This is a genomic window from Klebsiella sp. CN_Kp088 (assembly GCF_040064335.1).
Taxonomy (GTDB): domain Bacteria; phylum Pseudomonadota; class Gammaproteobacteria; order Enterobacterales; family Enterobacteriaceae; genus Klebsiella; species Klebsiella aerogenes.
The window spans coordinates 206,680-231,589 of the sequence record NZ_JBEAIQ010000001.1 but is presented as its reverse complement, the minus strand read 5'-3'; the positions used below and the strand labels follow the sequence as shown (position 1 = coordinate 231,589).

At 55.0% G+C, this 24,910-nt stretch carries 24 protein-coding genes and 2 pseudogenes; 18 read left to right on the top strand and 8 right to left on the bottom strand.

The genetic code is table 11. The features are described from left to right. Positions 1 to 48: 48 nt before the first annotated feature. Complete coding sequence (locus tag ABLV08_RS01125; protein WP_020078896.1) at positions 49 to 1,032, top strand: zinc-binding dehydrogenase; 984 nt, start codon at positions 49 to 51, stop codon at positions 1,030 to 1,032. A 276-nt stretch (positions 1,033 to 1,308) separates the two neighbouring features. Then, a complete protein-coding gene (locus tag ABLV08_RS01120) occupies positions 1,309 to 1,557 on the top strand; it encodes a hypothetical protein (RefSeq protein ID WP_015366686.1) in 249 nt (82 codons plus the stop codon). 194 nt (positions 1,558 to 1,751) lie between these two features. On the opposite strand, the gene ABLV08_RS01115 is transcribed toward ABLV08_RS01120, so the two are convergent. Continuing rightward, positions 1,752 to 2,951, bottom strand: coding sequence for an MFS transporter (locus ABLV08_RS01115; RefSeq protein ID WP_086631038.1), 1,200 nt, complete (start codon positions 2,949 to 2,951; stop codon positions 1,752 to 1,754). Positions 2,952 to 3,055: 104 nt separating this feature from the next. Here ABLV08_RS01115 and ABLV08_RS01110 point away from each other — a divergent pair, with 104 nt between their 5' ends. Further along, positions 3,056 to 4,015: an AraC family transcriptional regulator gene (locus ABLV08_RS01110; protein WP_020078898.1), complete on the top strand. Its 960-nt coding sequence runs from the start codon at positions 3,056 to 3,058 to the stop codon at positions 4,013 to 4,015. A gap of 6 nt (positions 4,016 to 4,021) precedes the next feature. Here ABLV08_RS01110 and ABLV08_RS01105 read toward each other — a convergent pair whose 3' ends face one another. Further along, positions 4,022 to 4,288, bottom strand: coding sequence for a VF530 family protein (locus ABLV08_RS01105; RefSeq protein WP_015366689.1), 267 nt, complete (start codon positions 4,286 to 4,288; stop codon positions 4,022 to 4,024). Between the two features lie 297 nt (positions 4,289 to 4,585). Here ABLV08_RS01105 and ABLV08_RS01100 point away from each other — a divergent pair, with 297 nt between their 5' ends. Genes ABLV08_RS01100 through ABLV08_RS01085 form a run of 4 tightly spaced genes read left to right on the top strand, consistent with a single transcriptional unit; the run spans position 4,586 to position 7,883 of the window. After that, positions 4,586 to 5,614, top strand: a complete 1,029-nt coding sequence (locus ABLV08_RS01100; RefSeq protein WP_015366691.1) for an isopenicillin N synthase family oxygenase — start codon at positions 4,586 to 4,588, stop codon at positions 5,612 to 5,614. An 18-nt stretch (positions 5,615 to 5,632) separates the two neighbouring features. Then, positions 5,633 to 6,439: a MetQ/NlpA family ABC transporter substrate-binding protein gene (locus tag ABLV08_RS01095; protein WP_015366692.1), complete on the top strand. Its 807-nt coding sequence runs from the start codon at positions 5,633 to 5,635 to the stop codon at positions 6,437 to 6,439. Next, positions 6,436 to 7,227, top strand: a complete 792-nt coding sequence (locus ABLV08_RS01090; RefSeq protein WP_348855449.1) for a methionine ABC transporter ATP-binding protein — start codon at positions 6,436 to 6,438, stop codon at positions 7,225 to 7,227. Before ABLV08_RS01095 ends, ABLV08_RS01090 begins: the two co-directional genes overlap by 4 nt. Next, positions 7,224 to 7,883: a methionine ABC transporter permease gene (locus ABLV08_RS01085; RefSeq protein WP_161798788.1), complete on the top strand. Its 660-nt coding sequence runs from the start codon at positions 7,224 to 7,226 to the stop codon at positions 7,881 to 7,883. The genes ABLV08_RS01090 and ABLV08_RS01085 overlap by 4 nt, the downstream gene beginning before the upstream one ends. 18 nt (positions 7,884 to 7,901) lie before the next feature. Here ABLV08_RS01085 and ABLV08_RS01080 read toward each other — a convergent pair whose 3' ends face one another. Next, positions 7,902 to 8,960, bottom strand: a complete 1,059-nt coding sequence (locus tag ABLV08_RS01080) for a nitronate monooxygenase (RefSeq protein ID WP_348855448.1) — start codon at positions 8,958 to 8,960, stop codon at positions 7,902 to 7,904. A gap of 91 nt (positions 8,961 to 9,051) precedes the next feature. Between ABLV08_RS01080 and ABLV08_RS01075 the strand changes: the two genes are divergently transcribed. Then, the gene (locus tag ABLV08_RS01075) at positions 9,052 to 9,939 is read left to right on the top strand and encodes a LysR family transcriptional regulator (protein ID WP_047079213.1); all 888 of its coding nucleotides are present in this window, start codon (positions 9,052 to 9,054) and stop codon (positions 9,937 to 9,939) included. On the opposite strand, the gene ABLV08_RS01070 is transcribed toward ABLV08_RS01075, so the two are convergent. Together ABLV08_RS01070 and ABLV08_RS01065 are read right to left on the bottom strand one after the other, a co-directional pair. Then, positions 9,871 to 11,037, bottom strand: a complete 1,167-nt coding sequence (locus tag ABLV08_RS01070) for a YbfB/YjiJ family MFS transporter (protein WP_047067439.1) — start codon at positions 11,035 to 11,037, stop codon at positions 9,871 to 9,873. The two genes, ABLV08_RS01075 and ABLV08_RS01070, sit on opposite strands and share 69 nt — an antisense overlap. 180 nt (positions 11,038 to 11,217) lie before the next feature. After that, positions 11,218 to 12,546, bottom strand: a complete 1,329-nt coding sequence (locus ABLV08_RS01065) for a PLP-dependent aminotransferase family protein (RefSeq protein ID WP_348855553.1) — start codon at positions 12,544 to 12,546, stop codon at positions 11,218 to 11,220. Positions 12,547 to 12,644: 98 nt separating this feature from the next. On the opposite strand from ABLV08_RS01065, the gene ABLV08_RS01060 reads away from it, so the two are divergent. The 4 genes from ABLV08_RS01060 (at position 12,645) to ABLV08_RS01045 (ending at position 16,433) form a co-directional block, all read left to right on the top strand. After that, the gene (locus ABLV08_RS01060) at positions 12,645 to 13,523 is read left to right on the top strand and encodes a DMT family transporter (protein WP_348855446.1); all 879 of its coding nucleotides are present in this window, start codon (positions 12,645 to 12,647) and stop codon (positions 13,521 to 13,523) included. A 475-nt stretch (positions 13,524 to 13,998) separates the two neighbouring features. Then, positions 13,999 to 15,168 (top strand): MFS transporter, encoded by a 1,170-nt coding sequence (locus ABLV08_RS01055; RefSeq protein WP_015705339.1) that lies wholly within the window; start codon positions 13,999 to 14,001, stop codon positions 15,166 to 15,168. 124 nt (positions 15,169 to 15,292) lie between these two features. Beyond that, on the top strand, positions 15,293 to 15,865 hold the full coding sequence (locus ABLV08_RS01050) for a DUF3304 domain-containing protein (RefSeq protein ID WP_348855445.1): 573 nt from the start codon (positions 15,293 to 15,295) through the stop codon (positions 15,863 to 15,865). 277 nt (positions 15,866 to 16,142) lie between these two features. Further along, a complete protein-coding gene (locus ABLV08_RS01045) occupies positions 16,143 to 16,433 on the top strand; it encodes a hypothetical protein (protein ID WP_015366702.1) in 291 nt (96 codons plus the stop codon). 6 nt (positions 16,434 to 16,439) lie between these two features. On the opposite strand, the gene ABLV08_RS01040 is transcribed toward ABLV08_RS01045, so the two are convergent. Next, positions 16,440 to 17,240: an MBL fold metallo-hydrolase gene (locus ABLV08_RS01040; protein ID WP_348855444.1), complete on the bottom strand. Its 801-nt coding sequence runs from the start codon at positions 17,238 to 17,240 to the stop codon at positions 16,440 to 16,442. A gap of 178 nt (positions 17,241 to 17,418) precedes the next feature. Here ABLV08_RS01040 and tam point away from each other — a divergent pair, with 178 nt between their 5' ends. Then, a complete protein-coding gene (gene tam, locus ABLV08_RS01035; RefSeq protein WP_046883598.1) occupies positions 17,419 to 18,183 on the top strand; it encodes a trans-aconitate 2-methyltransferase in 765 nt (254 codons plus the stop codon). On the opposite strand, the gene ABLV08_RS01030 is transcribed toward tam, so the two are convergent. Beyond that, on the bottom strand, positions 18,173 to 18,946 hold the full coding sequence (locus ABLV08_RS01030; RefSeq protein ID WP_348855443.1) for a DeoR/GlpR family DNA-binding transcription regulator: 774 nt from the start codon (positions 18,944 to 18,946) through the stop codon (positions 18,173 to 18,175). The two genes, tam and ABLV08_RS01030, sit on opposite strands and share 11 nt — an antisense overlap. A 220-nt stretch (positions 18,947 to 19,166) precedes the next feature. On the opposite strand from ABLV08_RS01030, the gene otnK reads away from it, so the two are divergent. The 5 genes and pseudogenes from otnK (at position 19,167) to denD (ending at position 24,207) form a co-directional block, all read left to right on the top strand. Then, complete coding sequence (gene otnK, locus ABLV08_RS01025; protein ID WP_032707996.1) at positions 19,167 to 20,435, top strand: 3-oxo-tetronate kinase; 1,269 nt, start codon at positions 19,167 to 19,169, stop codon at positions 20,433 to 20,435. Continuing rightward, a pseudogene (locus tag ABLV08_RS01020) lies at positions 20,432 to 21,045 on the top strand (aldolase). The gene otnK and the pseudogene ABLV08_RS01020 overlap by 4 nt, the downstream one beginning before the upstream one ends. Next, a complete protein-coding gene (gene otnI, locus ABLV08_RS01015) occupies positions 21,045 to 21,824 on the top strand; it encodes a 2-oxo-tetronate isomerase (protein WP_020078910.1) in 780 nt (259 codons plus the stop codon). Before ABLV08_RS01020 ends, otnI begins: the two are co-directional and overlap by 1 nt. Positions 21,825 to 21,887: 63 nt before the next feature. Continuing rightward, positions 21,888 to 23,204: pseudogene (locus ABLV08_RS01010) on the top strand (MFS transporter). Between the two features lie 19 nt (positions 23,205 to 23,223). Next, positions 23,224 to 24,207: a D-erythronate dehydrogenase gene (gene denD, locus ABLV08_RS01005; RefSeq protein WP_048228731.1), complete on the top strand. Its 984-nt coding sequence runs from the start codon at positions 23,224 to 23,226 to the stop codon at positions 24,205 to 24,207. Positions 24,208 to 24,366: 159 nt separating this feature from the next. On the opposite strand, the gene ABLV08_RS01000 is transcribed toward denD, so the two are convergent. Then, positions 24,367 to 24,807 carry a GNAT family N-acetyltransferase gene (locus ABLV08_RS01000; RefSeq protein ID WP_032711589.1) on the bottom strand — a complete coding sequence of 147 codons (441 nt, stop codon included), beginning with the start codon at positions 24,805 to 24,807 and terminating at the stop codon, positions 24,367 to 24,369. Between the last annotated feature and the right edge of the window lie 103 nt (positions 24,808 to 24,910).

Sequence of the window (24,910 nt, the reverse complement as noted above, 5' to 3'; positions counted from 1 at the left end):
TCTGATTTTGTTTTAATGGACCGCTCACCAACACCAGAGGAAGAAACAATGATAAAAACCGACGCCTGGCTGTGGAAAAGGCACGCCTCCCCGCTTCTGCTTGAACGCCATGAGAAAACATTAGTCACGCCCGCTGACGATCAGGTGCTGATCGAGAACCGCGCCATTGGTCTTAATCCGGTCGACTGGAAGCTGATGGCCGGTCTCTCCGACGCCTGGCAGGAGGATCAGATCCCCGGCGTCGACGGTATGGGGGTGATTACCGCCGTTGGCCGCAACGCCCGCCACCTTCGTCCCGGCACGCGTGTGATGTATCACACCGACCTGCGTTTTGACGGTAGCTTTGCCCGCCATACGTTAGTCAGCGCCCAGGCGGTGATTGCAGTTCCCGATCATATCAGCGACCTCACCGCTGCGGCGCTACCATGCCCCGGTCTGACGGCGTGGCAGGCAGCGCAAAAGATCCCCCTTCCGGCTGGCGAGAATGTACTGGTCAGCGGCGCCGGCGGCGCTGCCGGCAGTCTGCTAAGCCAATTACTGATTGAGAGCGGCGCTAACGTCTACGTCACGGCCAGCGCCACGCATCACCCGAAACTACTGGCTCGTGGGGTGATTCAGGCCTTTGATTATCACCATACTTCCTGGCCGCAGGAGCTAAAACGCGCGCTGGCGGGTAAATCGCTGTATGCCGCTTTCGATACCGTAAATCAGCAAAATGCCCTTTCGCTTGCCGGGTTGCTCGGCTACTACGGCCATCTGGTCTGTATACAAGACCGGCTCGAGCACGCGCCGCTACCGGCGTTTACTACCAGTATCTCATTGCATGAGGTCGCGCTGGCGGCAATCCATCCTTACGGTACCCAGAGGCAGTGGAGTCGATTACGTCAGGCCGGGGAAAACATGCTGCAGCAAATTGGCCGCGGCGAACTGATGATGCCGCCGATAGAAAGCGTCAGTTTCGACGAGATCCCACAGGCGCTGGAAAGGCTAAAACAGAACAATAACGGTATTAAGTACGTAGCGGTGCTGTAATATTCATCAGCACGATGAATAACCTCAATCCCAAAAACCGGGTAATCAATGCCACATCCAACGGGCCTCTTTCCGCTGGATGAGGCATTCATCGCTTCGCTTCCGTAGGTCGGTCTGGTGCTGAATGGTTACAATAGCCTGGGATTCAGCAGAGTGATTAGCAAAAATATAACAGCTAGATCGCCAACTAATAGTCACACACATCGATTAAAAACTCAGATTGAAAGAATCAAAAAAAGGAGTAACGTTAAAAAAACATTAACAAAGAGGTGCAAAATGTTACGCGATTATTTAAAACTGGATTCTGAAGACCAATTAGTTGAACAACAAAGCGGTCATCAACCTAGCCAGCAGTATACCGAAGTGACTGAGTGGGTGATCCTCAATAAAGAGGGTAAGAAAAAAGGCCGCGTCTCCCTGTTTGATAAATTTAATACTCGCCGCTCGTGGAACGTTAATTTTCGTATTACCCAATTTGATAACAGCGGTAAAGTTATCGTTGACCAACTGACAGACGCTATTTAATATAATAATTAATAACATAGCGCCCAATCTGTGATGGAAACCACCTGACAAAACGCTGAGGCCAGCAACCGCATTCACGCGGGAAAACGTAAGAAGTTTTTCAACTCATCAATTAGCCGCTCGTTTTATAATAATAAAATGAGTACTCGCTGCGCCCGAAGAAAAATAAACGCGCCAGTCGGCGCGTTTAATCATTAATTGTTTCTGACCGGCGGCGTCACCCTGACGCCAATAAAGACAATCAGCATGGCGCTTAATAATAACAGCCCGCTGCCGGTAAATACGCCGCTGGCGCCGCTGATATCAAATATTGCCCCACCGCCGGCAGCCCCGGCGCTAATGGCCAGCTGGATCGCCGCGACTAATAATCCCCCTGCGCTTTCCGCTTCATCCGGTACCGTAGTGGCAAGCCAGGTTGACCAGGCCACCGGCACCAGGCCGAATGCAAATCCCCACAGGGCGACCAACAGGCCATCCAGTAGCGCAATATGACCATACAGCACCATCATCAGCGCCAGCAAGCTCATCGCCAGTGGCACCAGCGCCAGCGTCATCCGCAAACTGCGCGCCAGCAGATGCCCGGCAAGCGAGGTGCCAATAAAGTTGGCCACGCCGAACCCCAGCAAAATCAACGATACCCCTTCTACGCTTGCCAGCGCCACGGTTTCGAGAAATGGCCGCAGATAGGTAAAGAAAGCGAAGTGTCCGCCAAAAATCAAAATCGAAGCCAGCAGACCGCCAACCATTCCCGGCCGCCGCAGTACCTTAAAGAGCGTACTAAAGCTGCCAGCGCTCTCCGGGCGCATCGACGGCAGTACCCATAGCTGCCACAGCAGCGCGACCAGGCTCGGTACGGCGCTGATGATAAAGACGTTACGCCAGCCAATGAGCGCGCCAAGATAGCTACCCAGCGGCGCCGCCACTACGGTGGCAATCGACACCGCCGAGAAGATAATCGCCAGCGCTTTCGGCACCATCGCCGCCGGAACCAGCCGCATCGCCGTCGCCGTCGACATCGCCCAGAAGCCGCCGATAGCGATACCAAGCAGCAGGCGTCCCAGCAGCAGGAACTCCAGTGAACCGGCAAAGGCCACGATCAGACTGGAGATGATTTGCAATACGGAAAAGAACATCAGCACCCAGCGACGGTCGATATTGCGGGTAGCAGAGGTAATCAATAACCCCGTCACCAGAGCGATTAACGCCGTGGCGGTCACCGCCTGTCCGGCCATCCCCTCACTCACGCCCAGGCTGCTGGCCATCGGCGTCAGTAAACTGGCCGGTAGAAATTCAGCGACGATCAGGCCAAAGACCCCCAACGCCAGCGCATACACGGCGCGCCACGCCGGGCGGGCGTTAATCGCGCTCTCTTCAGCGACAATGCAAGAACTCATATACATCTCTCCAGAATCATTAACATTCGCCAAGCTTAGTGGCTTCCGTTAAGACGATATATGATACATACTCTGCAATTATTGATTATTCGTCCGGAAAAACGATGAGCCAGCAAACCTTAGATCTGACCAGCGAGCTGTTACAGGGCATGCGACTGTCGGGTGTGAAATACCGACGGATTGAAACCTCGCGTCCTTTCGGCGTGGAGTTTAATTCGGTTCCTGGCAAAGCGCAGTTTCATTTTGTCAGCCGCGGCCCGCTGTTGCTAAAAATGAGCAACGGTAAACAGTTCTCGCTTGAGAGCGGCGATGCGGTGTTCATTCCCAATAGCGATGCGCACGCCCTGCTCTCAGATAGCAAAGCCGCGCGGGTGAACGTGATGGAGCTCGACAGCAAACCGGTCTGCGGGACGGTTTCCTGCATCAAAAACGCAGGCTGCGTTAATACCGAAGAGAATGCGGTTATCTTCAGCGCCTGTATGGATTTTGAATTAGGCGGAATGCAGCCGCTGGTTCGGGCCATGCCGGAGGTAATGCTGGTGAGTAGCCTGTTAAGCGCCCGCCCGGAAATCCAGCCGCTGCTGGCGGCAATGGAGCGTGAATCTCTGACGCGTCAGGTGGGCTATGCCGGCATTCTGGCACGTCTCGCCGATGTCGTCGCGGCGCTGATCGTCCGCGCCTGGGTGGAATGCGGCTGCGGTAACGCTACCGGCTGGGTACAGGTACTGCGCGACCCGAAGCTATCGCGCGCGATATATGCTATGCATCAGCAGCCCGGCGTCAACTGGAAGGTAGAAGACTTAGCCCGCGAATCCGGCCTGTCGCGTTCGGTGTTCGCCGAACGTTTTCTCACCGCCACCGGTACCACGCCGGCCCGCTACCTGACAGAATTACGCATGCGCCTGGCGGTACAATACATCAGCCATGAAGGCGAAGCGCTGGAAAAAGTCGCCTTCCGCCTCGGCTACAACTCGCTCGCTGCCTTTAGCCGCGCCTTTAAACGCATTACCGGCAAAGCGCCGGGAGCGCTACGCAATGGGGTCAATGAACAAGCGGTAACCTGATAAGCGTTACTTCTTCTGCCAGTTGGCCCACGGGCCAGCGTCGGCGGGTTTGTCGATGAGCCCTTCCAGAGAATCGAGATAAAAGTTTTCCACTTCTTTACGCGCCCACGGCGTGCGGCGTAGAAATTTCAGGCTCGACTTAATGCTCGGATCGCTTTTGAAACAGTTGATTTTGATATGTCGGGCCAGTTCATCCCAGCCATATCTGGCCACAAGGTCAGTGAGTAACGCTTCGAGCGTCACGCCGTGAAGCGGATCTTTTGACGTGTGCATTGTCTTTCCTGCATGAAAAATTTCGCTCACCATACGGACCGCGGCGGCATCATGCAACATCCCGCCACTTTTTTTAAATAACGGCTAGGCCGAAACCCCACTCCTTATCTGTTTTTCGCAAAAGCACTGAACCCACCGCGGTCATAAATTAGAAAAGAACGTTATTGGTCGAAAAAATTGCGCTAAGGCAAGCTGAGCGCATCTACCCGACAGAGGAAATCATCATGCGCCGTTGTTGTTGCCGAACCCAGAATCACTTCATAGCCAATGACCCGTACCCCGTTCTCGGAGAACACAATGAACGCCACGACTTTGCCGATTCTCGATCTGGCCCGCTATACCAACCCTGCTGAAAAGAGCGGTTTTCTTGCCGACCTCCGCCATGCCGCTCGCGATATTGGTTTCTTTTATCTTATTAATCACGGCGTGGACGCCGGATTGCAAGCTGAAGTTCAACGCCAGGCGCGACGCTTTTTTGCTCTTGATGATAGCGAAAAGCAGCAGGTGGCGATGATTCACTCCCCGCACTTTCGCGGCTATAACCGCGCGGCTTCCGAGCTCACTCGCGGCCAGCCAGACTGGCGCGAACAGTTTGACATCGGCGCCGAACGCCCGGCTTTAACTCTCGCCGAAAACGCGCCACGCTGGCAGCGTCTGCAGGGACCGAACTTATGGCCCGCCGCGCTACCGTCGCTGAAACCGACCCTACTGGGCTGGCAGCAGGCGATGACCGGCGTCGGGATGACCTTGCTGCGCGCGTTTGCCGAAGCGCTACAGTTGCCTGCCGACGCCTTTGACGCGCTGTATGGCGATAAACCGAATGAACATATCAAACTGATTCGTTACCCCGGGCAGCGTGAAACGAAAAGCGCCCAAGGCGTTGGGGCGCATAAAGATTCTGGATTCTTAAGCTTCCTGTTACAGGACGAGCAAAAAGGACTGCAGGTGGAAGTCGCGCCGGAGCACTGGATCGACGCCACGCCGCTGGCGGGCAGCTTTGTGGTGAATATCGGTGAGCTACTTGAGCTGGCGACTAACGGTTACCTGCGCGCCACCGTTCATCGCGTGGTCTCGCCGCCGGCAGAACAGGAACGCCTCTCAATCGCCTTCTTTCTTGGCGCGCAGCTCGATGCCGTGGTACCGGTGTACCGCCTGCCCGCCCATCTGGCGCAGGAAGCGCTCGGCCCGGATAGCGATCCGCAAAATCCGCTGCTGCGGGATGTTGGCTGGAATTACCTCAAAGGGCGGCTGCGTTCCCACCCGGATGTCGCCGAACGTTATTACCAGGATGTTTTTCGCGAACGTACTGAGCAACTGATCGTTTAATTTAATAAGGATAACAATATGAAATATGCCGCATTCAAACTGGCAGGGGTCGCTTTATCTCTTTCTCTGGCATGGACATCCGCCCAGGCTGCCGCGCTGCGCGTTGCCGCTGACCCGGTACCACACGCTGAGATCCTCAATTACATCAAAAAAATCGATCCCAGCCTCGATATCAAAGTTGTCGAACTCACCAGCGGCGTTAACGCCAACGAGCTGCTGGCGAATGGCGACGTTGATGCCAACTACTTCCAGCACGTTCCGTATCTGAAGGATCAGGAAAAAGCGCTGGGTAAGACCTTTGCCGTCGCCGCTACGGTGCATATTGAACCGCTGGGTATTTATTCCCGTAAGCACAAAGACTTTAATTCCGTCCCGGAAAACGGAACCGTCGCGGTGCCGAACAACACCACCAATCTCAGTCGCGCCTTGTTCCTGCTACAAAGCCAGGGATTAATCAAACTCGGCGCTAAATTCACCAACCCGGCGACCACGTTAGCCACCCCGAAAGATATCGTGGAAAACCCCAAACATCTGAAGATCCTCGAAATTGAATCGCCGCAGATCCCGCGTTCCTTAGACGATGTTGATTTAGCGGTCATTAACGGCAACTACGCGCTGGAGGCGGGACTGGTACCGGCGAAAGATGCGTTAGGGCTGGAGAGCGCGAACAACAACCCTTACGCCAATATCCTGGTGACGACGCCGCAATTGGCTAATGACCCACGCATTAAAGCGCTGGCCAAAGATCTCACCTCGCCGCAGGTTGCCGAATTTATTCGCAAAAACTATAACGGCTCGGTTATCCCGGTTGCGCCGCAATCATGATTGAGGTCGTCGGGCTGAGTAAAACCTATGCCGGAACAGGCCGACCGGCGTTAAACGACGTGTCGCTGCAGATCCCGAAAGGCGCGATTTATGGCATTCTCGGGCGCAGCGGAGCAGGCAAAAGCACGCTGATCCGCTGTCTCAATTTACTCGAACGGCCCTCTACGGGCCGGATTGTGGTGAACGGGCAGGATATCACTCAGTTAGACAAAGCCGGTTTACGTCAGCACCGTCTGCGCACCGGAATGATTTTCCAGCACTTCAACCTGCTGCATGCCCGCAACGTGGCAGACAACGTCGCGGTACCGCTGGAAATCGCCGGTGTCGACAAACGTACGCGCCGCAAACGTGTGCTCGAGTTGCTGGAGTTGGTTGGACTGGCGGATAAAGCAACCGCCTTTCCATCCCAGCTTTCCGGCGGTCAAAAGCAGCGCGTCGGCATCGCCCGCGCGCTGGCGGCCGGCCCGGATGTGCTGCTATGCGATGAAGCAACCAGCGCCCTCGATCCGGAAACCACCGCCTCGGTGCTGGCGTTACTGGCCGATATCAATCAGCGGCTCAATCTGACTATCGTGCTTATTACCCATGAGCTGGAAGTCGTCAAAACGCTGTGCGATCACGCGGCGCTGCTGGAGCATGGCGAAGTCATCGAGAGCGGGAAAATCGCCGATCTGCTGGTGGCGCCGTGGTCCAGATTACGTCAGTCGTTACTGCATAATCCGCAGGCGGAGCAAGATTTCCTTGCCCGCCACGGCTTTCACGGGAGGCCTTTATGCGTAGTCGCATGAGCTGGGAAGATTTATGGCCCTTATTATGGGAAGGCAGCCTTGAAACCCTCTATATGGTGGGGCTGGCGGCGCTGTTTACCATCTTAATCGGCCTGCCGGTCGGCGTGTTACTGTTTGTCTCCCGGCGCAACGGCCTGGCGCCGATGCCGAAACTGAATGCGCTGCTGGGGGCGATTATCAATTTTGGCCGCTCGCTGCCGTTTATCGTGCTGCTGATCGCGTTAATCCCCTTTACGCGGCTTATCATCGGCACCACCTTGGGCAGCACCGCGGCCGTCGTGCCGATTACTATCGGCGCTTTTCCGTTTTTTGCGCGGCTGACCGAAAACGCGCTGGACGAAGTGGATTACGGGCGCATTGAAGCCATTCTGTCGATGGGCGGTAATCTGTGGCACGTTATCTTTAAATCGCTGCTGCCGGAGGCGCTACCGACCCTGCTTGCCGGGATCACCCTGACTATCGTGATGCTGATTGGCTTTTCATCGATGGCGGGCGTCATTGGCGGCGGCGGGCTTGGAGACCTGGCGATTCGCTACGGTTATCAGCGTTTTAACGATCAGGTGATGGTCGGTACGGTACTGATTCTGGTGGTGATGGTTCAGGGCGTACAAATGATCGGCGACAGGCTGGTACGACAGCTTGCCCATCGCCGCTAAGTTCTCATTCGCAGGCGGCTACTGCAGGCCGCCTTCTACCACCAGAACCCTGACCAGGTCTGCCGCCGGCATTTCGCGGATCATCGCCACCCCTTGTCCCGCCCAGTGCGCGCCGAAACCATGATCGCCCTGCGCCTTTGCCGCCGTCGCCAGCGCTTTTCCGGCGTCATAAGCGAGCGGATAGGCGGGAATGTCCCGTTCATTGAATGAAGCCACCATTTCACTCCAGCTATTTTTAACGCAGCGTGCTGGCCGACCCGAAATAGCCGCCGTCAAAAAGGTGACAACGTCACTATTTTGTGTGAGCGCCTGTCGATATCCACTATCTATACCCGCTTCCGGGCATAATAAAAACGCGGTTCCCAGCTGAACGCCCGACGCGCCGAGCTGCATCAGACTGGCTATCGCCGTTCCATGCATAATGCCGCCGGCGGCGATAATGGGTAAATCGACGGCCCGCAGTAGTGCCTGAAGCAGAGTGAAGGTGCTCATTTGACGATCGTCGCCGTGCGGGTCAAAAATCCCCCGATGGCCACCGGCCTCATACCCTTGCGCAATAACGACATCAATACCCGCTTGCGCAATTAATCGCGCTTCCGCGACGCAGGTGGCGGACGCCATCGTCACCGTTCCCTGTTGCTGGAAGCGGCGAATAACCTCCGAAGACGGCACGCCAAAATGAAAACTTACCACCGCCGGCTTCTCTTCAAGCAGCATATCGAGCATGGATTGATGTTGATGGAAGCTCTGATAAATCTCGTTAAGCTGTTTCGGCGGCGTGCCGTGATAGCGGGCAAACGCCGGAGCCAACCGCGCCAGCCACTGCGCTTCATGAACCGCATCGCGGCGCGACGGCGTATGACAGAAAAGGTTGACGTTAAAGGGACGTTCGGTGAGCTGCCGGGTTTGTTCAATAAGCGCCTGCGCCTGGGTAACCGTCGACGCGCCGAGCCCAAGCGAACCCAATCCCCCGGCATTGCTTACCGCCGCAGCCAGGGCCGGCGTCGACACGCCCGCCATCGGCGCCTGAATAATCGGGTAACGAATATTAAGCAATTGCATTAAATGTTGATTCATTGACGATCCTGCGCAATTTGCGATGTGAGACATTAACCATCTCTTTTTAAGATGATAAGATCAACCGCATTTTCATATTGAGAAGAAAAATATGAACCACACCACATTACTGATCTTTAAACTGGTGGCCGAAACGCAAAGCGTCACTCAGGCGGCGAAACAACTTGGTCGCGCGCAATCCAATATCACCACGCGCATTCAGCAGCTTGAAGAGGAGCTGGAAGTAGAGCTTTTCGTACGCGGAAACAAGAAGATGCTGCTTTCACCCGCCGGACAAAACTTCCTCAGCTACGCGCGGCGAATTTTAAGCCTTGCCGAAGAGGCCAAACTGGCGCTGCACCCGGCACGGCCCGCGGGGACGTTAAAACTCGGCGCGATGGAAGCCTGTGCCGCCAGCCGCCTGCCGGCCATATTGCCTTTGTTTCAGCAACGCTGTCCGGACGCCGACCTGACATTGCGTACCATGCCCACCCGTCAGCTGACTGAACTGGTCGAAAACGCAACGCTGGACTGCGCGCTGGTTTCACTGCCGGCCGGCCCAGACGGCAGCCTTCAATGCCCACAAACGCTTGAATATCTACCGCTTTTCATCGAACAGCTGGTCCTGATCTCCCCTGTTGATGGGCGCGACTACCGCTTTGCCGCCTTCCCGGCAGGATGTACCTACCGCCAACGCGGCATCGAATATCTGCAGCAGACGGGAACGCACGTGGACATCGTCGAAGTCAGCTCCTATCACGCGATGATGGCCAACGTCGCCACCGGTCGCTACGCCTGTTTGCTCCCGGAAAGCGTCCTGGCCCTGCTCACGCTACCCGCAGGCTGCCAGACGCAATACGTGACCCAGGCCGCCACCCAGCTTATCTGGCGCCGCGGGTATGTGTCGCCTATTCTCGACGCCCTGCGCCAGTTATTGCTGACGCCGGCCACAGGCAACCAGCCCGGCGGCTCCCAGCAACACGCCGCTGGCCGTCAATAGTGAAGGATTAAACGATCCCGTCAGGCTGTATAACCCATCGGCGACCAGCGGCCCGATTATCTGCCCGACGCCGTAAGTCGCCGTGAGCGCGGCAATCATATTAAATTTTACCGCCTGATTTAGCCGCTTGCCCTCTGACAAGGCAATGGTTACCGTCCCAAGGAAGGTCGCCCCAACCAGCAGCGCGCTCAACAGACAAAAGGTGAATGAGTGGCTCCATGCCGGTAAGGCCACGCCGAAGGCCTGAATAACGAGATTGCTACAAAATGCCCGCTGATAGCCAATTTTTAGTACAAGTTGGTGCCAGATAAAACAGGAAGGTACCGCCGCGAGACCAAATACCGCCCACAGGTGCACCGGGTCGATACCCGATAGCGCGCCGTGCAAAAACAGCGGCAAATAGGTCGCGGTGATGATGTAGCCGAAACCCGCGAGGCCATAAATCAGCAGCAATTTTACCGCATCGCTCGTGCGCCCATTGTCGCTCGACATCGCTGTTGCGGGCCCGCGGTGTAACGCCAGCAGCGAATCCGCCGGGCTTAATAATCCGCGCAAGGCGCATAAAAACAGCACCGTCGCCGTGATCGCGCACAGTAGCCAGATTTGCTGACTGCTAAACGCCAGCGCTTTACCGGCGGCAATAAACTCCGCCGATAAAAAGATCCCCATCCCGACACCGGCAAACAGTACCGGCGCGCCGTTATGATGTTTCATATGCTGCAGTAGCCATAACGAGGCGGAGATAAGCGTTACCGCACTGAGTACCCCGGCCAACCCGCGCAGGATAATGATAGCCAGCGGCGAACGCAGCCAGGCCAGTAGCGCCAGACAAATTAGGGTCAGAATGACCGAGACAATATTCATTCTGGTCGCCTGCTCCGGCTTTGCCTTCGCCAGCAACAATGCTCCCAGCAGGTATCCGGCATAATTAGCGGAGGCGGCCAGATTACCCTGACGCAGCGTCAGGATCTGATCGCTTAACATCACCGGCAGGATCCCGGTGAAGGCGAAGCGGCCGTAACCCATACCAATCATTAATACCGTCGCCCCTGCCAGCGCTAATAAGAAAGCGTTTATCTGCGGCCTGATTTGTCGCATCTCCGTTACCCCTTGCACAATTAATCTCAAAAAGAGAATATCATTTAATTTTTATTCTCTTTTTATTATGGAATAGCATAATGCGCCGAGCAAGTCGTCTCGCTAAGGCAAAGAGTAAAAGCACCAACCGCAAGATACTTCGATTAGAGACGAAGGATGGTTGTCAGAAGCAAATGGTCGTTAAACGCCGTACTCGATAATGGGCCGCATTATCTTCAGCGCGGCGCTCAGTTTATCGAGACTCGGTGACGCCAGCGCCAGACGCAAAGCATGCGGCACATCACGGCCGACGCTATACGGTTCAGCGGTGGAAATAGCGATATTCATGGTTAGCAGCTGTTTCACGACGCGATCGGCGCGGATCTCCTCGCCCAACGGCAGCCAAAGGAACCAGGCATTTTCATTGCCAATCATTGGTAAGCCAGCCAACGCCTGACGGGCGATGGCCTGCCGCTGCCGCGCATCTGCGCGCATTATAGTTTCGAGCCGGGCCAGCGTCCCATCCTGGATCCAGCCGCAGACCAGCGCCGTCGTTAAGGCCGGCGTATTCCAGCTGGTAGCGCGGATCGTCCGCTCTATCGCCGGCATTAACGCCTCGCGGCATACCACCATGCCAACCCGTAAACCGGTGGCGATGTTTTTTGAAAAACCGCACACATAGACCGTACGCTCAGGCGCCAGAGACATCAGCGAAGGCGGCGCGTTTTCAATCAACCATGCATAGGCGGCATCCTCAATGATGAACAAATCGAACTGGCGGGCAATATCAACCAGTTGACTACGCTGCGCCAGATTCATTACCCAGCCGAGAGGGTTATGCAGCGTCGGCATGGTGTAAATCGCTTTTACCCGCCGTTTTTCACACAGGCTGCGAAGCATATCGAGATCCGGCCCTTGTGTTGTGTGCGGGATAGCAACCAGTTCAAGTTGATAGAGCCTGGCGAGGGCGCGAAATCCCGGATAGGTCAAGGCATCTGCCGCAACCACATCGCCGGGACGTAGCAGACCGCCGAGCGTGACCGCCAGCCCATGCTGAGCGCCGTTAACGATAGCGACCTGCCCGGCGCTGGCCGCCATACCCTGTCTGTTAAGATGCTGGGCCACTATTTCCCGTTCGCTCATGCGTCCGGCGTGCGGTTGATAGCGTAACAACGCCTCCAGATCGCCCGCGCCAGACAGTTTTTTTAATGCCTCGCGCAGGAGAACGGTTTGTTCCGGCAACGCCGGAGAGTTGAAATTAAGATCGATCATGTCCGGGGCAATGGCGTGCTGATCGACACCCAGCCCCGGCGGCAAGCTCAGTTCACGCACAAAAGTGCCGCGTCCCGTTTCGCCGCTGACCAGCCCCATTAACGCCAGTTCACGGTAGACCCGCGTCGCGGTAGCCAGCGAAATTCCGTGTTCAACGACCAATTGCCGATGGGTCGGCAGTTGGCAGCCAGCCGCCAGCGCACCGCTGCGGATGGCTGCCGCATAGCGATCAACCAGAGATTTATAGCGGTTTTTCATCGTCATTGTATCCATGACAATTATTTGATTGTCATGGATTGTGCGACCTACTATCGACCCGGTCAACCACATTAACTATCACTACAAAGAGGTCACACGTGCACAACCGTCGCGCTTCCACTTCTATATCCGGTTGGATAAACGGTTTTATCGGCGTCGCTATTTTTAGCGGCTCGCTACCCGCCACCCGCATCGCCGTGCAGGAGTTCGATCCTTTTTTCCTGACTTTCTGCCGTGGGGCGATTGCCGGGGTGCTTGCGCTGGGCCTGATCTGGCTTTTACGCCTGCCGCGCCCGCAAGCAGGACAATGGCGTTCACTGGCGCTGGTTGCCGGCGGCGTGGTCATCGGTTTTCCGCTGCTGACGGCGCTAGCGCTGCAGCGGGTGACGTCTGCCCACTCAATTGTTTTTATTGGGTTATTGCCGCTAGCGACGGCGATTTTCGCGGTGATCCGCGGCGGTGAGAGACCGCGCCCTGCCTTTTGGGGATTCTCGCTGCTGGGCAGCGTGCTGGTGGCCAGTTTCGCGCTGGCCGGTAATGTCGGGATCTCCGTCGCGGGCGATCTGCTGATGCTGGCGGCGGTAGTGGTCTGCGGATTGGGTTATGCCGAAGGGGCGCGCCTCACCCGAGAGCTTAGCGGGCTGGCGGTCATCTGTTGGGCGCTGCTCCTGTCCCTGCCCCTGATGGTGCTAGCCTGCGGCTTAACGATTCCCATCAGCTTCAGTGGTATCAGTGCGTCTGCATGGACGGCGCTGGCCTATGTCTCGTTATTCAGCATGCTGGTAGGTTTTATCTTCTGGTATCGGGGACTGGCAATCGGCGGTATTGCGGCGGTCGGTCAACTCCAGCTATTGCAGCCCTTTTTCGGCCTGGCGCTGGCGGCACTACTCCTTCATGAATCAGTGAGCCCGTTGATGGTTGTTGTCACGCTTGGCATTATTTTCTGCGTGATCGGTTCGAAGCGCTTTGCCCGTTAAAATAGTCGGCAGCCTGATTTGAGGCGCATTCCTCTCTCAGGCTGTCTTCTATCAATTAAACTGTGGCGCAACCGAATGGCCGCAGGCGCTGTTAGCATCAATGGTGTCGTTCATGCAGGTTTGCGAATCAAGGCCCTGACCCGGCGCCATCCCCGAGGATGATGAGGAACCTCCTGAACAGGCGGATACAGCAAAAACAATGAGCAATATAAGTAATTTTTTCATCGCGATGACCTCCGGGAAGCAAATAGATTGCCGTGCTCCATCCTAAGACTGGCCACTCATCCATTTCCCTTTCAAACTCAGGTATCACTCTAAGAAATAATATGGGCGTTATTTATCATCTGTATAGCTATATTATCGGTCATTTTGCCAATAAATGAACCGAGCGTTGGCATAAAATGCTCGCCCGCTCGCCGTGGCCACCGCGCTTGCGCTATGCTTATCCTCCCTTTCGTTTTAAACACTTAGCGTTATGACCACTTCTGTTAGCACCACTCAGCTTAACCTGCGAATTATTTCCATCGTGGTTTTCACCTGTATCTGCTATCTCTCCATCGGCCTGCCGCTGGCGGTGCTTCCCGGCTACATCCACTATCAGCTCGGGTACAGTACGCTAATCGCCGGAGTCGTTATCAGCCTGCAGTACATTTCAACGCTAGTAAGCCGCCCGCATGCTGGCCGCTATACCGATATCTGGGGGCCAAAAAAGGTCGTTAGTCTCGGCATCATCTGCTGCATGTTAAGCGGACTCTTCACCCTCGCGGCGGTGATGTTGCAAGCTATACCGCTTCTCGCCGTCAGCGCCCTGTTGATTGGCCGGGTTTTCCTCGGCGTGGGAGAAAGCTTTACCGCCACCGGGGCAACGTTATGGGGCATTAAAACCGTTGGCGCGATTCACACCTCGCGGGTGATTTCATGGAATGGCGTCGCGACCTACGTGGCAATGGCCGTCGGCGCGCCGCTGGGGGTGATGCTCAATAGTTATTTTGGCATCAGCGGTTTTGCCGTAGTGGTAGTGCTGGTTGCGCTAATTGGCCTGCTCTTTGCCCGCACGCGACAGGATGTCAGCGTAACCGCCGGAGTGAGAGCGCCATTCCATGTGGTAGTGCGCAGAATCTGGCCCTACGGGCTGGGACTGGCGCTTGGGACTGTCGGCTTTGGCGTCATCGCCACCTTTATTACCCTCTATTTTTCGGCTCACCACTGGCAAGGCGCGGCCTTCACCCTCTCTCTCTTCAGCATCGGTTTTATTTGTATACGCCTGATCCTTGGCAACACCATTACCCGCTACGGCGGCGTGCCGGTGTCGCTTGTCTGCTTCGTAGTGGAGTGTCTTGGATTATTGATTATCTGGCAGGCGCCGTCGGCGTGGGTCGCCGGTATTGGCGCATTCCTCACCGGCTCTGGTTTCTCGCTGGTCTTCCCGGCGCTGGGCGTCGAGGCGGTGAAACAGGTAGAAGAACAAAACCAGGGCACGGCGCTGGGTACCTATTCAGCCTTTCTCGATTTGGCGCTGGGTTTGACCGGCCCGGTTGCCGGTTGGGTGGCGGGTTATTATGCGCTTGATACGCTGTATCTGCTGGCTGCGGTGGTCGTCGCCATGGCGTTTATCCTGCTGCTTCGGGTTCGTCGAGGAATCTGAAGTTCAGTGTAACTAAAACTCGCATTAAGCCTGTTTTTTTGATTTTCAGAAAAAAACAGAGGAGAATCCTTACAAATAGTAGGCATTAAGATCATGCCCCATCCCTGAATAAAAGGAATTATGGATGAATCCCTGTTACAGGACTTTGCTGACCGGTGTCGTTCTGCTACTTACCGGCTCTCCCATCGCATTTGCAGGCACTATCGAAGCCATCAACCATACCAAATGGGCAATTAATCATTTCAGCGTTAACGGACAGTCCGGTCTTGATGCCATAGGCCCCTTTCAGGGGGGAGGCGGCGGATGCTGTTACCGCGCACCGCCGTCCTGGAAACCCGGCATGACTGTCAGGATAGACTGGGAAACAGGTCTGGGTAGCACTCTTGATATGACAGAACCCAAACCCATCCCTCCCGATACCACAGGGATGTCTCAAAAAGACAGAAATCGTGCCTGGGATGAGTACGGTGATAAAACCAGCGAATGGTTTGCAAAAGTCAGGCGGATGAAAAAACAGCATTCACGCATCGTGCCACTCCCGCCCTATACCTCCACAGACAAAACCTGCGGCATCACCGTGCATTTCCAGCCCTGTGACCAGGTAAAAGTCACAACAAGCTGCGCCGATTATGGCAGTCCGGCTTATCCGGTTAAAGACCCCATTCAGATGAAGGAGCCTGCCGTATGTCCGAAGTGAATACTGCGCCGGTCTGGTACCCACCATTAATCAAAATACAGCAGACCAGGACGAACGTATGATGTATGCCGATTAATCATGATACTGGTAACAATTTAATCAATAATTGACGACGCTTTAATATCCGTGCCACCATTCTGCGAGCATCCAGTCCTGGATGCCGGGCGGTACGGGTGCAGTGATAGAGGTCGTCAACAAAACGATCCCCCCGTGACCTGGCTCCATTCGACTCGTCGCCTGATGCGGCGAGCGGCTTACCCTGGCGGGAAATACCGACATGCATCAAAGTTTCAACCAGCGAGTCCATTTTTACTACTGCATTCTGGTCGCGCTGAAAATCCACGTAAAAACGAAAAAATCGGGCGGAGCGAGAGGGAAAAATAACTTTCTTCTCAAATGGTTGCGTAAAGCGCAGGACAACAACATCTTTCACCCAGATATCACCAGCGAAATCGAATGGCTACGCGGAAAAATTATCCAGGCCGGTCATGATACAGACCTTGAACCGATGCTGGAATTCGTCTATGCCACCGCCCGGCGCGCCGAAATGCTGAAAGATGCCGACTGATCCTTATTAAGCTAGCTGCAAAATATCCCCTGTAGCCGGCACCTGTGCGCCGGCGAGCCACAGTTTTCCCCAGGCGCCGGTACAGTGGCAGGCCAAAATTTTCTCCACCTGTAGCTGCTGTAAATAACTTCGGACCTGCCAGACCCTGGCGACAGATGCGGCGCGCAGGTGTAGCCCGCCGATCAACGCGTGGACCCTCTCAATGCCGGTGATATTCTGACAATGCCGCACAATGTTCTCTACGCCGCGATGTCCGCAGCCGCAGATGATGACCAGACCGTGGTCGGAGAGATAAATCAGGACGCCTTCATCGACGATATAATCAGGCGTCAACGGCGTGCTGGCTAAAACGCCAAAGGATTGCGGACGGTTTACCACAATCTCGCCCGACCACAACAGACGTTCGCTGATGGCAAACGGCTGCCGGTAGCATTCCATGCGAAAGCGGGAATAGTCGAGCTCAAGCGAGAGTTTTTTGATTTTGCGTACGTGCCGGCCAAGGCTGATAGCGGCATAGCGCGGTTGGGTAAGCTGTGGATGACAAATAATTCGGCTCCCCTCCGGCAGCCAGGGGACGCCACCGCAGTGATCGTAATGGCCGTGTGATAATACCGCCGCGGTCAAGTTATCCAGTTTAATCCCCATCCGCTGCGCATTCTTAAGAAAACTGCCGTCCGGGCCGGTATCAAACAGCACTTTGCTGGTTTCATCTTCAAGGAGCAGGCTAAGTCCGGCTTTGGCTGTCAACGCCGGATCGGCCTGCGCTGCAAGGCGATTTTCCAGTAATACCCTGATGGTTAAGGCCATTATTTCATTCATCCCTGTTATATATGCCCTACCAGTGTAACGAAGAAACCCTGCAATCTGTGTGATGGGCGCCGCACCCTTCGCCCCGAAAAAAGTGACCCTGTCACTAAAAAACAACTTCACAACCGCGCTACGTCCTCTATGCTGATAGACGCGGATCGTTAACTTGAGGTTATCTATGGCAGACTGGAATCCCTCGCTGTATCTGAAATTTGCTGATGAGCGCACCCGACCGGCGGCTGAGTTAACGGCGCGTATTGCGCAACAGCCGGTCAAGCTGGCTGTGGATCTGGGCTGCGGTCCAGGCAACAGCACGGCCTTACTGCGTGCAGCGTGGCCTGAAGCGCGAATTATTGGCGTTGATAATTCCGCCGCCATGCTGGCACAGGCGGCGCAAGCGCTTCCCGATTGTGAGTTTATCACCGCAAATATAGAAGACTGGCAGCCATCTGAGCCCGCAGACGTGATCTATGCCAATGCCTCTTTACAATGGCTCACAGACCATCAAACGCTGTTCCCGCGACTGGCCGGCCAGTTAAGCGATGGCGGCGTTCTGGCGGTTCAGATGCCGGATAACTGGCAAGAGCCCTCTCATACCCTGATGCGTCAGGTCGCTGAAGAGCTGGGATTTCCGGAAAGTGGCCGACAGCCGCTCCCCCGCGTCCAGCAGTATTACGACATGCTGAGCAACAGCGGCTGCGAGGTGGATATCTGGCGCACCACCTATTATCACCCTCTGGAATCGCACCAGGCGATCGTTGACTGGCTGCAGGCGACCGGTCTGCGCCCGTATCTGCAAAATCTTGATGAAGCAGAAAAGAACGTGTTTTTAGAGCGTTATCTGACGCTGTTACAACAACATTATCCGTTACGGTGTAACGGAAAGGTACTGTTATTGTTCCCGCGGCTGTTTATTGTCGCGCGACGCCTGGTTAACGCGTAGTCGCCAGTTCGACATCAACGTTAAGCGCATTCAGCTGATTTACCGCACTGCCGCTCAGCCGGTCATCGCTGATGATGACATCAAGCTCGCTCAGCGGCAGGATCAGGTAATTCGCCATTTTTCCATATTTTGATGAGTCGCTTAGCAGGATACATTTTTCACTTACCTTCGCCACGGTCTGTTTCACGATGGCTTTATTTTCGTTGGGCGTCGACAGCCCGCGCAAATTCCATGATGACGCCGAAATAAACGCGACATCGATAAACAGGTTCTCCAGCATTTTTGCCGTCAGGTGGCCAACGGTCGACTGATTCTCACGGCATAAGCGTCCGCCGGTATGGATCAATTCACATTGCCCGCGTTCAATCATCAAATTGGCAATGGCGAAATCATTGGTGATGATCAGCAAGTCCTGACGCTCAACCAGGTTTTCGGCCAGTGCGAGCGTCGTGGTCCCGGCATCCAGATAGACGGTGCTGTTCGCGGGAATATGCTTAAGCGCCGCCAGACCAATAGCCTCCTTTTCCTGGGGGAACATAAGCGTTTTATCGCGATGCGAAGGTTCATTCAGCAGGCGGGTTCGTTGCGGAAGTGCCACACCCCCCGATACGCTGGCCAGCACGTTAAGCTGCTCCAGGCGCTGAATATCGCGCCGGATTGTCATATGCGACACGCCCAGCGCCTCGACCAGTTCGACGACGCTGACCACCCCTTTGTCTTTAATGATTTCCAATATCTTCTCTTGTCTCTCCAATGGCAGCATCGATTTCTCCTGATGGTGTCTCGCTATCTCATATTTTCACATTTTATCACATCACCCAGGGCTGTACACCGGATTAACAGTGCCAGTTAATGTGAAAAATAGATAATAAATGTTATTTATTGTGATCATCGTCGCTGTATTCATCACCTCAATCATTGATATTAACATTTAACAACAGATAATACCGTAAATTAACACTCGCTGTATGAGGGGACAGGATATGAGAGCAGGCATAATTGCCGATGATTTTACCGGCGCGACGGATATCGCCAGTTTTCTGGCTAATAACGGAATAGCGACCAGCCTGTTTAGCGGCGTCCCCGGTGAAGATTACCAGGGCGATGCGCGCGCATTAGTCGTGAGTCTGAAATCACGTTCTGTACCAGCCGAAGAATCTGTGACACTGTCACTTAATGCGCTGCACTGGTTGCAACAACAGGGGTGCGATCGCTTTTATTTTAAGTACTGCTCCACCTTCGATAGCACGAGAAAGGGGAATATCGGCCCGGTCACCGATGCCTTAATGGATGCGCTGGGCGTCGCAACCACGATTATCTCCCCGGCGTTGCCTATTAACGGTCGTACGGTGTATCAGGGACATTTATTCGTAGAAGACCGCCTGCTACAGGAGTCCGGTATGCGCAATCATCCGGTCAATCCCATGGATGACAGCGATCTGCGCCGTTTGATGGAACGCCAGTCTCGCGGCACATGCGCTCTTATCAATGTGCAGATTCTGGAGTCCGGCGAGGCAGCCGTGCGCGACGAGATCCAAACTTTATCCGCCTCGGGTTATCGTTATATCGCGCTGGACGCAATAAACGAGAAACATCTGCAAATTCAGGGGCAAGCGTTGCACGATATGAAGCTGGTTACCGGTGGTTCCGGCTTAGCCGCGGGTCTCGCGCGTTGCTGGGCCAACGCCACGGAGCCTTCCCTTCCCTTTAGCGTCACCACGCCAGCGGCCTGTACGGTAGTATTATCCGGGTCCTGCTCTATGAGAACTCAGGCACAGGTGGAAAAATACCGCCAACTGGCGCCAACGCTGGCCGTGGACGTGGCAGGATTGCTTGATAAACGCTGGACGCTTGATGAGTATTGCGGTCAGATCGTTGAATGGCTGCACCAGCAGTCCGACGCGGCCATGGCGCCAATGGTTTACGCCACGACTTCGGTCGCAGAGCTGCACAACATCCAACAGCGCTATGGCGCCGAGCCAAGTCGGTTGATCGTTGAGACGCTGTTTTCTCAATTAGCAAAACAACTTGCGCAGCAAGGCGTGAGCCGGTTCATCGTCGCGGGCGGAGAGACCTCCGGCGCGGTAACGCAAGCGCTTGATATTCACCATTTCACTATCGGCGCTGCAGTCTCACCCGGCGTTCCGTGGATCAAGGCAGATTCCCGGCCGCTTTTCCTGCTGCTCAAATCGGGTAATTTTGGCGATGACAATTTCTTTGCCCGCGCGCAGACCGCGGAGGCTTGTGCATGAACGAGTCATCCTTACGCCAACAGATGGTCTCTATCGCTCGCTCTTTCTTTAATCGCGGCTATGCAATCTTTCCGTCCAGCTTGCTGACGGCACGATTCTGGCCACCCCGACAGGCTCCTGTCTTGGCGAGCTTAACGCCGAAGAATTGTCGCACGTGACTCTGAGCGGTGAATTGCTCTCGGGTTTAAAACCCTCAAAAGAGGTGAGTTTTCATCTCGCGCTGTACCGCAACAATCCGCAGTGTCGCGCCGTCGTCCATCTGCATTGCCATTACCTGACGGCCCTATCCTGCCTGCAGGACCTGGACCCGGCTAATACCCTGCCGGCCTGTACACCGTATGTGGTCATGCGGGTCGGCGAAATACCGCTGGTCCCCTATTTCCGCCCAGGCGATCCGCAGATTGGCCAATGGCTCGGCGAACGCGCCGCGCAGCATAAGGCTTTTTTGCTGGCTAATCATGGCCCGGTGGTGGTGGGTAAATCGCTACGCGATGCCGCCGACAATCTGGAAGAGATGGAAGCGTCCGCCCGCCTGTTCTTCACGTTGAAAAACAGCCCGGTGAACTATCTCGATCATCAACAAATGACTGTGCTTCGAGGAATGCAATAATGTTGAAACTTGCTGCCAATTTATCGATGTTATTCGGCGAAAATCCGCCTCTGGAGCGCTTCTCCCTGGCGGCCAGAGCCGGTTTTAATGCCGTTGAGATGTGGTTCCCTTACGAATATCCCGTAGAGACCGTCGCCCGCGAATTAGAGAAACATCACCTCAAGCTTATCGGCATTAATACTCCGGCAGGCAATACCGCACGCGGCGAATGGGGATTATCGGCTTTACCTGGCCGTGAAGAGGAAGCCCGCAAAGCCATTGATTTAGCCATTCACTATGCTGCGGCTCTGCAGTGCCCGGCGATACATGTTATGGCGGGCGTCACCGAAGGGTTCGATCGGCAGCACTGTGCGGACACGTTTATTGACAACGTACGCTACGCGGCGGATCTGGCCAAACCGCATAACATCACCATTTTGCTTGAAGGTTTATCGCCCGCCACCCGTCCGGGTTATTTATTTTCCAGCCAATATCAGGCGATGGAATATATTCGCCAGGCGGACCGCGACAATATTCGACTGCAGCTTGATATTTTCCATGCCCAGCAGGTCGATGGCAATCTAACGTATTTATTGAAAAACTATAAAGAGTATATCGGCCATATTCAGATTGCGTCGGTACCGGCGCGCCAGGAACCGATTGACGGCGAAGTGGATTATCAATGGATTTTCGCCGTACTCGAGCAGGAAAAATATGATGGTTACGTCGCCGCGGAATATAGTCCTCGCGCCGGAACGCAAGCCGGACTGGATTGGGCGCAAGCCTGGTTAAATAACTAAAACCTACATAATATCAATGCCTCAGTGAGCGCCGATGCGCGCTCATTTTTCGGAGATAGAACTATGTCAAACCACTCTGCGTTGAGCCTGGAGGGCGTTGCGCCTGCCATAAATGAAGAGTTAGTGTGGAAGAAAGTCGTCCGCCGCACGCTGCCCTTATTAATGATTTGCTATATTCTGGCCTATCTTGACCGGATCAACGTCAGTATCGCTAAATTACAAATGTCGAGCGATCTGGCATTTTCCGACACCGTTTACGGTATCGGTGCGGGAATATTTTTCATCGGTTTTTTCTTTTTTGAAATTCCCAGTAATATGATCCTTCATCGCTTTGGCGCCAGACGGTTACTTGGTGGTTTACTTATTTCCTGGGCGCTCATTGCGCCGCTGACGGCATTTGTGCGCACGCCGCTGGAGTTTTATACCGTGCGCTTCTTTTTAGGCGTGGCGGAATCTGGCTTTTATCCCGGGGTAATTCTGTATCTTTCGTTCTGGTTCCCCAGCTATCGCCGCGGGCGGATGTTCGCCCTCTTTGCTACCGCCGTACCGCTTTCCGGGATCCTCGGCGCTCCGCTCTCCGGGTGGATTATGGGCCATTTTCATGAGTACGGCGGTCTCGCTGGCTGGAAGTGATTGTACATTATTGAAGGCGCGCCATCTCTGCTCATTGGCGTGCTGGTGATATTTCTGCTGACCGACCGCATTGCGCAGGCGAAATGGCTGTCAGATGACGAAAAAGCGTTGCTCGAGGCGCGACTGCGCAGCGATGGCAGCCATAAGACCGAACAGCATGGTTCGATGCTGGCTGTTTTGAAGAATCCGAAGGTGTGGTTACTGACTTTTATCTATTTCTGCCTGATTGCCGGGTTCTATACCGTCAGTTTTTGGATGCCAACGCTGATTCATAACGCCGGTGAAGGCGATGTGCTGAAAGTCGGATTGTTAACCGCTATTCCTTATGCCGCAGCGATAGTCACCATGATTGCCGCTTCGCGCAGCGCCGATAAACGCAGAGAACGTCGCTGGCATCTCGCCGCCATCGCCGTCATGAGCGGCCTGGGGATGATTATTGCGGCGCTGTTCAGCCACGATCTGGTGATTGCGATGATCGGTTTAACAATTGGCGCCGCCGGCGGATTGAGCACCCTACCACTCTTCTGGAGCCTGCCGACGGCCTTCCTTGGCGGCGCTTCCGCCGCGGTCGGTATCGCGGTAATCAACTCCTTTGGCAATCTCGCCGGCTTTGTCGCCCCGTGGATTATGGGCCTGCTCACCGATATGACCCATTCGACGCTAACCGGCACCTTAATCATATCCGCGACGCTGTTTATCGGCGCTGCGGCGATATTCCGTATTCCTGCCCGTATGGTTAACCATTAATAATATTGAGAAAATCACCATGAATAATAAATTAACGATTGCCGTCACCGGCGCCGCCGGATTTCTTGGCTCCCAACTGGTCAAGGCGCTACTTCAGCGTGGTTCGCTAAGCGGCCCGCAGGGCGAAACCCAAGAAATCGGTAGACTGATCGCTATCGACCGCGTGGCGTTCCAGGGGATTGACGATAGCCGTTTACAGGTATTAACCGGCGACATCAGCGATAGCGAATGGTTATGTAGCGCGATTCCCGCTCAGGTCGATAGCGTCTTTCATTTAGCCGCCATCGTTTCAAGCCAGGCGGAACAGGACTTCGAGCTGGGGATGAAAATCAACGTTGATGCCTTCCGCCAACTGCTCGAGCACCTGCGTCAGTTGCCGCAGAGCGTCAAACTGGTGACCACCAGTTCGGTGGCGGTATTCGGCGGCGACTTGCCAGAAAAAGTGAGCGATTCACAGGTATGGTTGCCGCAGAGTTCTTACGGCACGCAAAAAGCCATTTGCGATCTGTTACTGGCGGATTATAGCCGTCGCGGTTGGCTTAATGGCAGAAGCCTGCGCATGCCCACCATCGTCGTGCGCCCGGGGAGGCCCAATCAGGCGGCATCGAGTTTTGCCAGCGGTATTATCCGCGAGCCACTTAATGGGGAATCCGCCGTTTGCCCGGTCACAGCGGATACCCGTCTGTGGCTGTTGTCGCCCCGTAACGCAATTAAGGCTTTAATTCACGGGCACGAACTGGCTGAGGCACAGTTGACGGACGGTCGGGTGATTAATCTCTGCGGGCTGTCGGTCAGCGTCGAACAGATGATCGTGGCGTTGCGCCAGGTTGCCGGCAGTGAAGTCGCGCAGCGTATCACCTTCACGCCCGATGCCGCCATTGAACGCATTGTCAATTCGTGGCCCGGCGATTTCGACACGCGCTATGCTCAGCGTCTTGGGTTTAGCGCCAACCACAGCTTCAGCGAAATGATCGAAGAGTATATGGCAGATTACCTCAAATAGGTTCGGTACCAGCGGCGCCTGACGGCGCCGCTGCATGTTACCAGGGGAAGTCGTGAACCAGCGAAAGATCCCAGGCGGTGGCCAGTAACGACAGAAACATAATCAGATTAACGGTAGTTTCGATTCGTTTTTCCATGCTGCTTCTCCTGTGTCGCACAGCTAGAGCTTCATCAGATATCGAACATAATCATCCGCAGGGGTGAATTCATCATACAGTCGGCGTGCAGGATTATCGTGACGGGTGTGCCAGTACAGCCGCGACCATCCCTGAATTTTACCTTCAGCCTGCAGGGTTCGAATCAGCGTTCTCGCGACTCCCCGCCCGCGGGCTTTTGGTGCAACAAACAGGTCTTCCAGATAACAGACAGGCGTCGTTACCCAGGTGCCTTCGTGAAGTACGCAGATAGCAAACCCCAGCACCTCGCCCTCAACCACGGCTACCCGACCGATCACCGGAGACTGCGGATCCAGCAGACGTCGCCAGGTATGTTCGGTGACGGTTTCCGGCTGCGGGCTATTATAGAACTGCGTGTACCCCTCCCATAACACTCGCCAGGCGCTGTAATCCCGGTCAGTAGGTTCACGTATGTCTATATTCATTGATGGGATCTCCGCACGCTAAACATCATCGTTAAGTCATTATTTTGCTTTCTGAAAATGACTTCAAGCGCCGAGTGCACATTTCATCCCTTTCCCCGCTGCG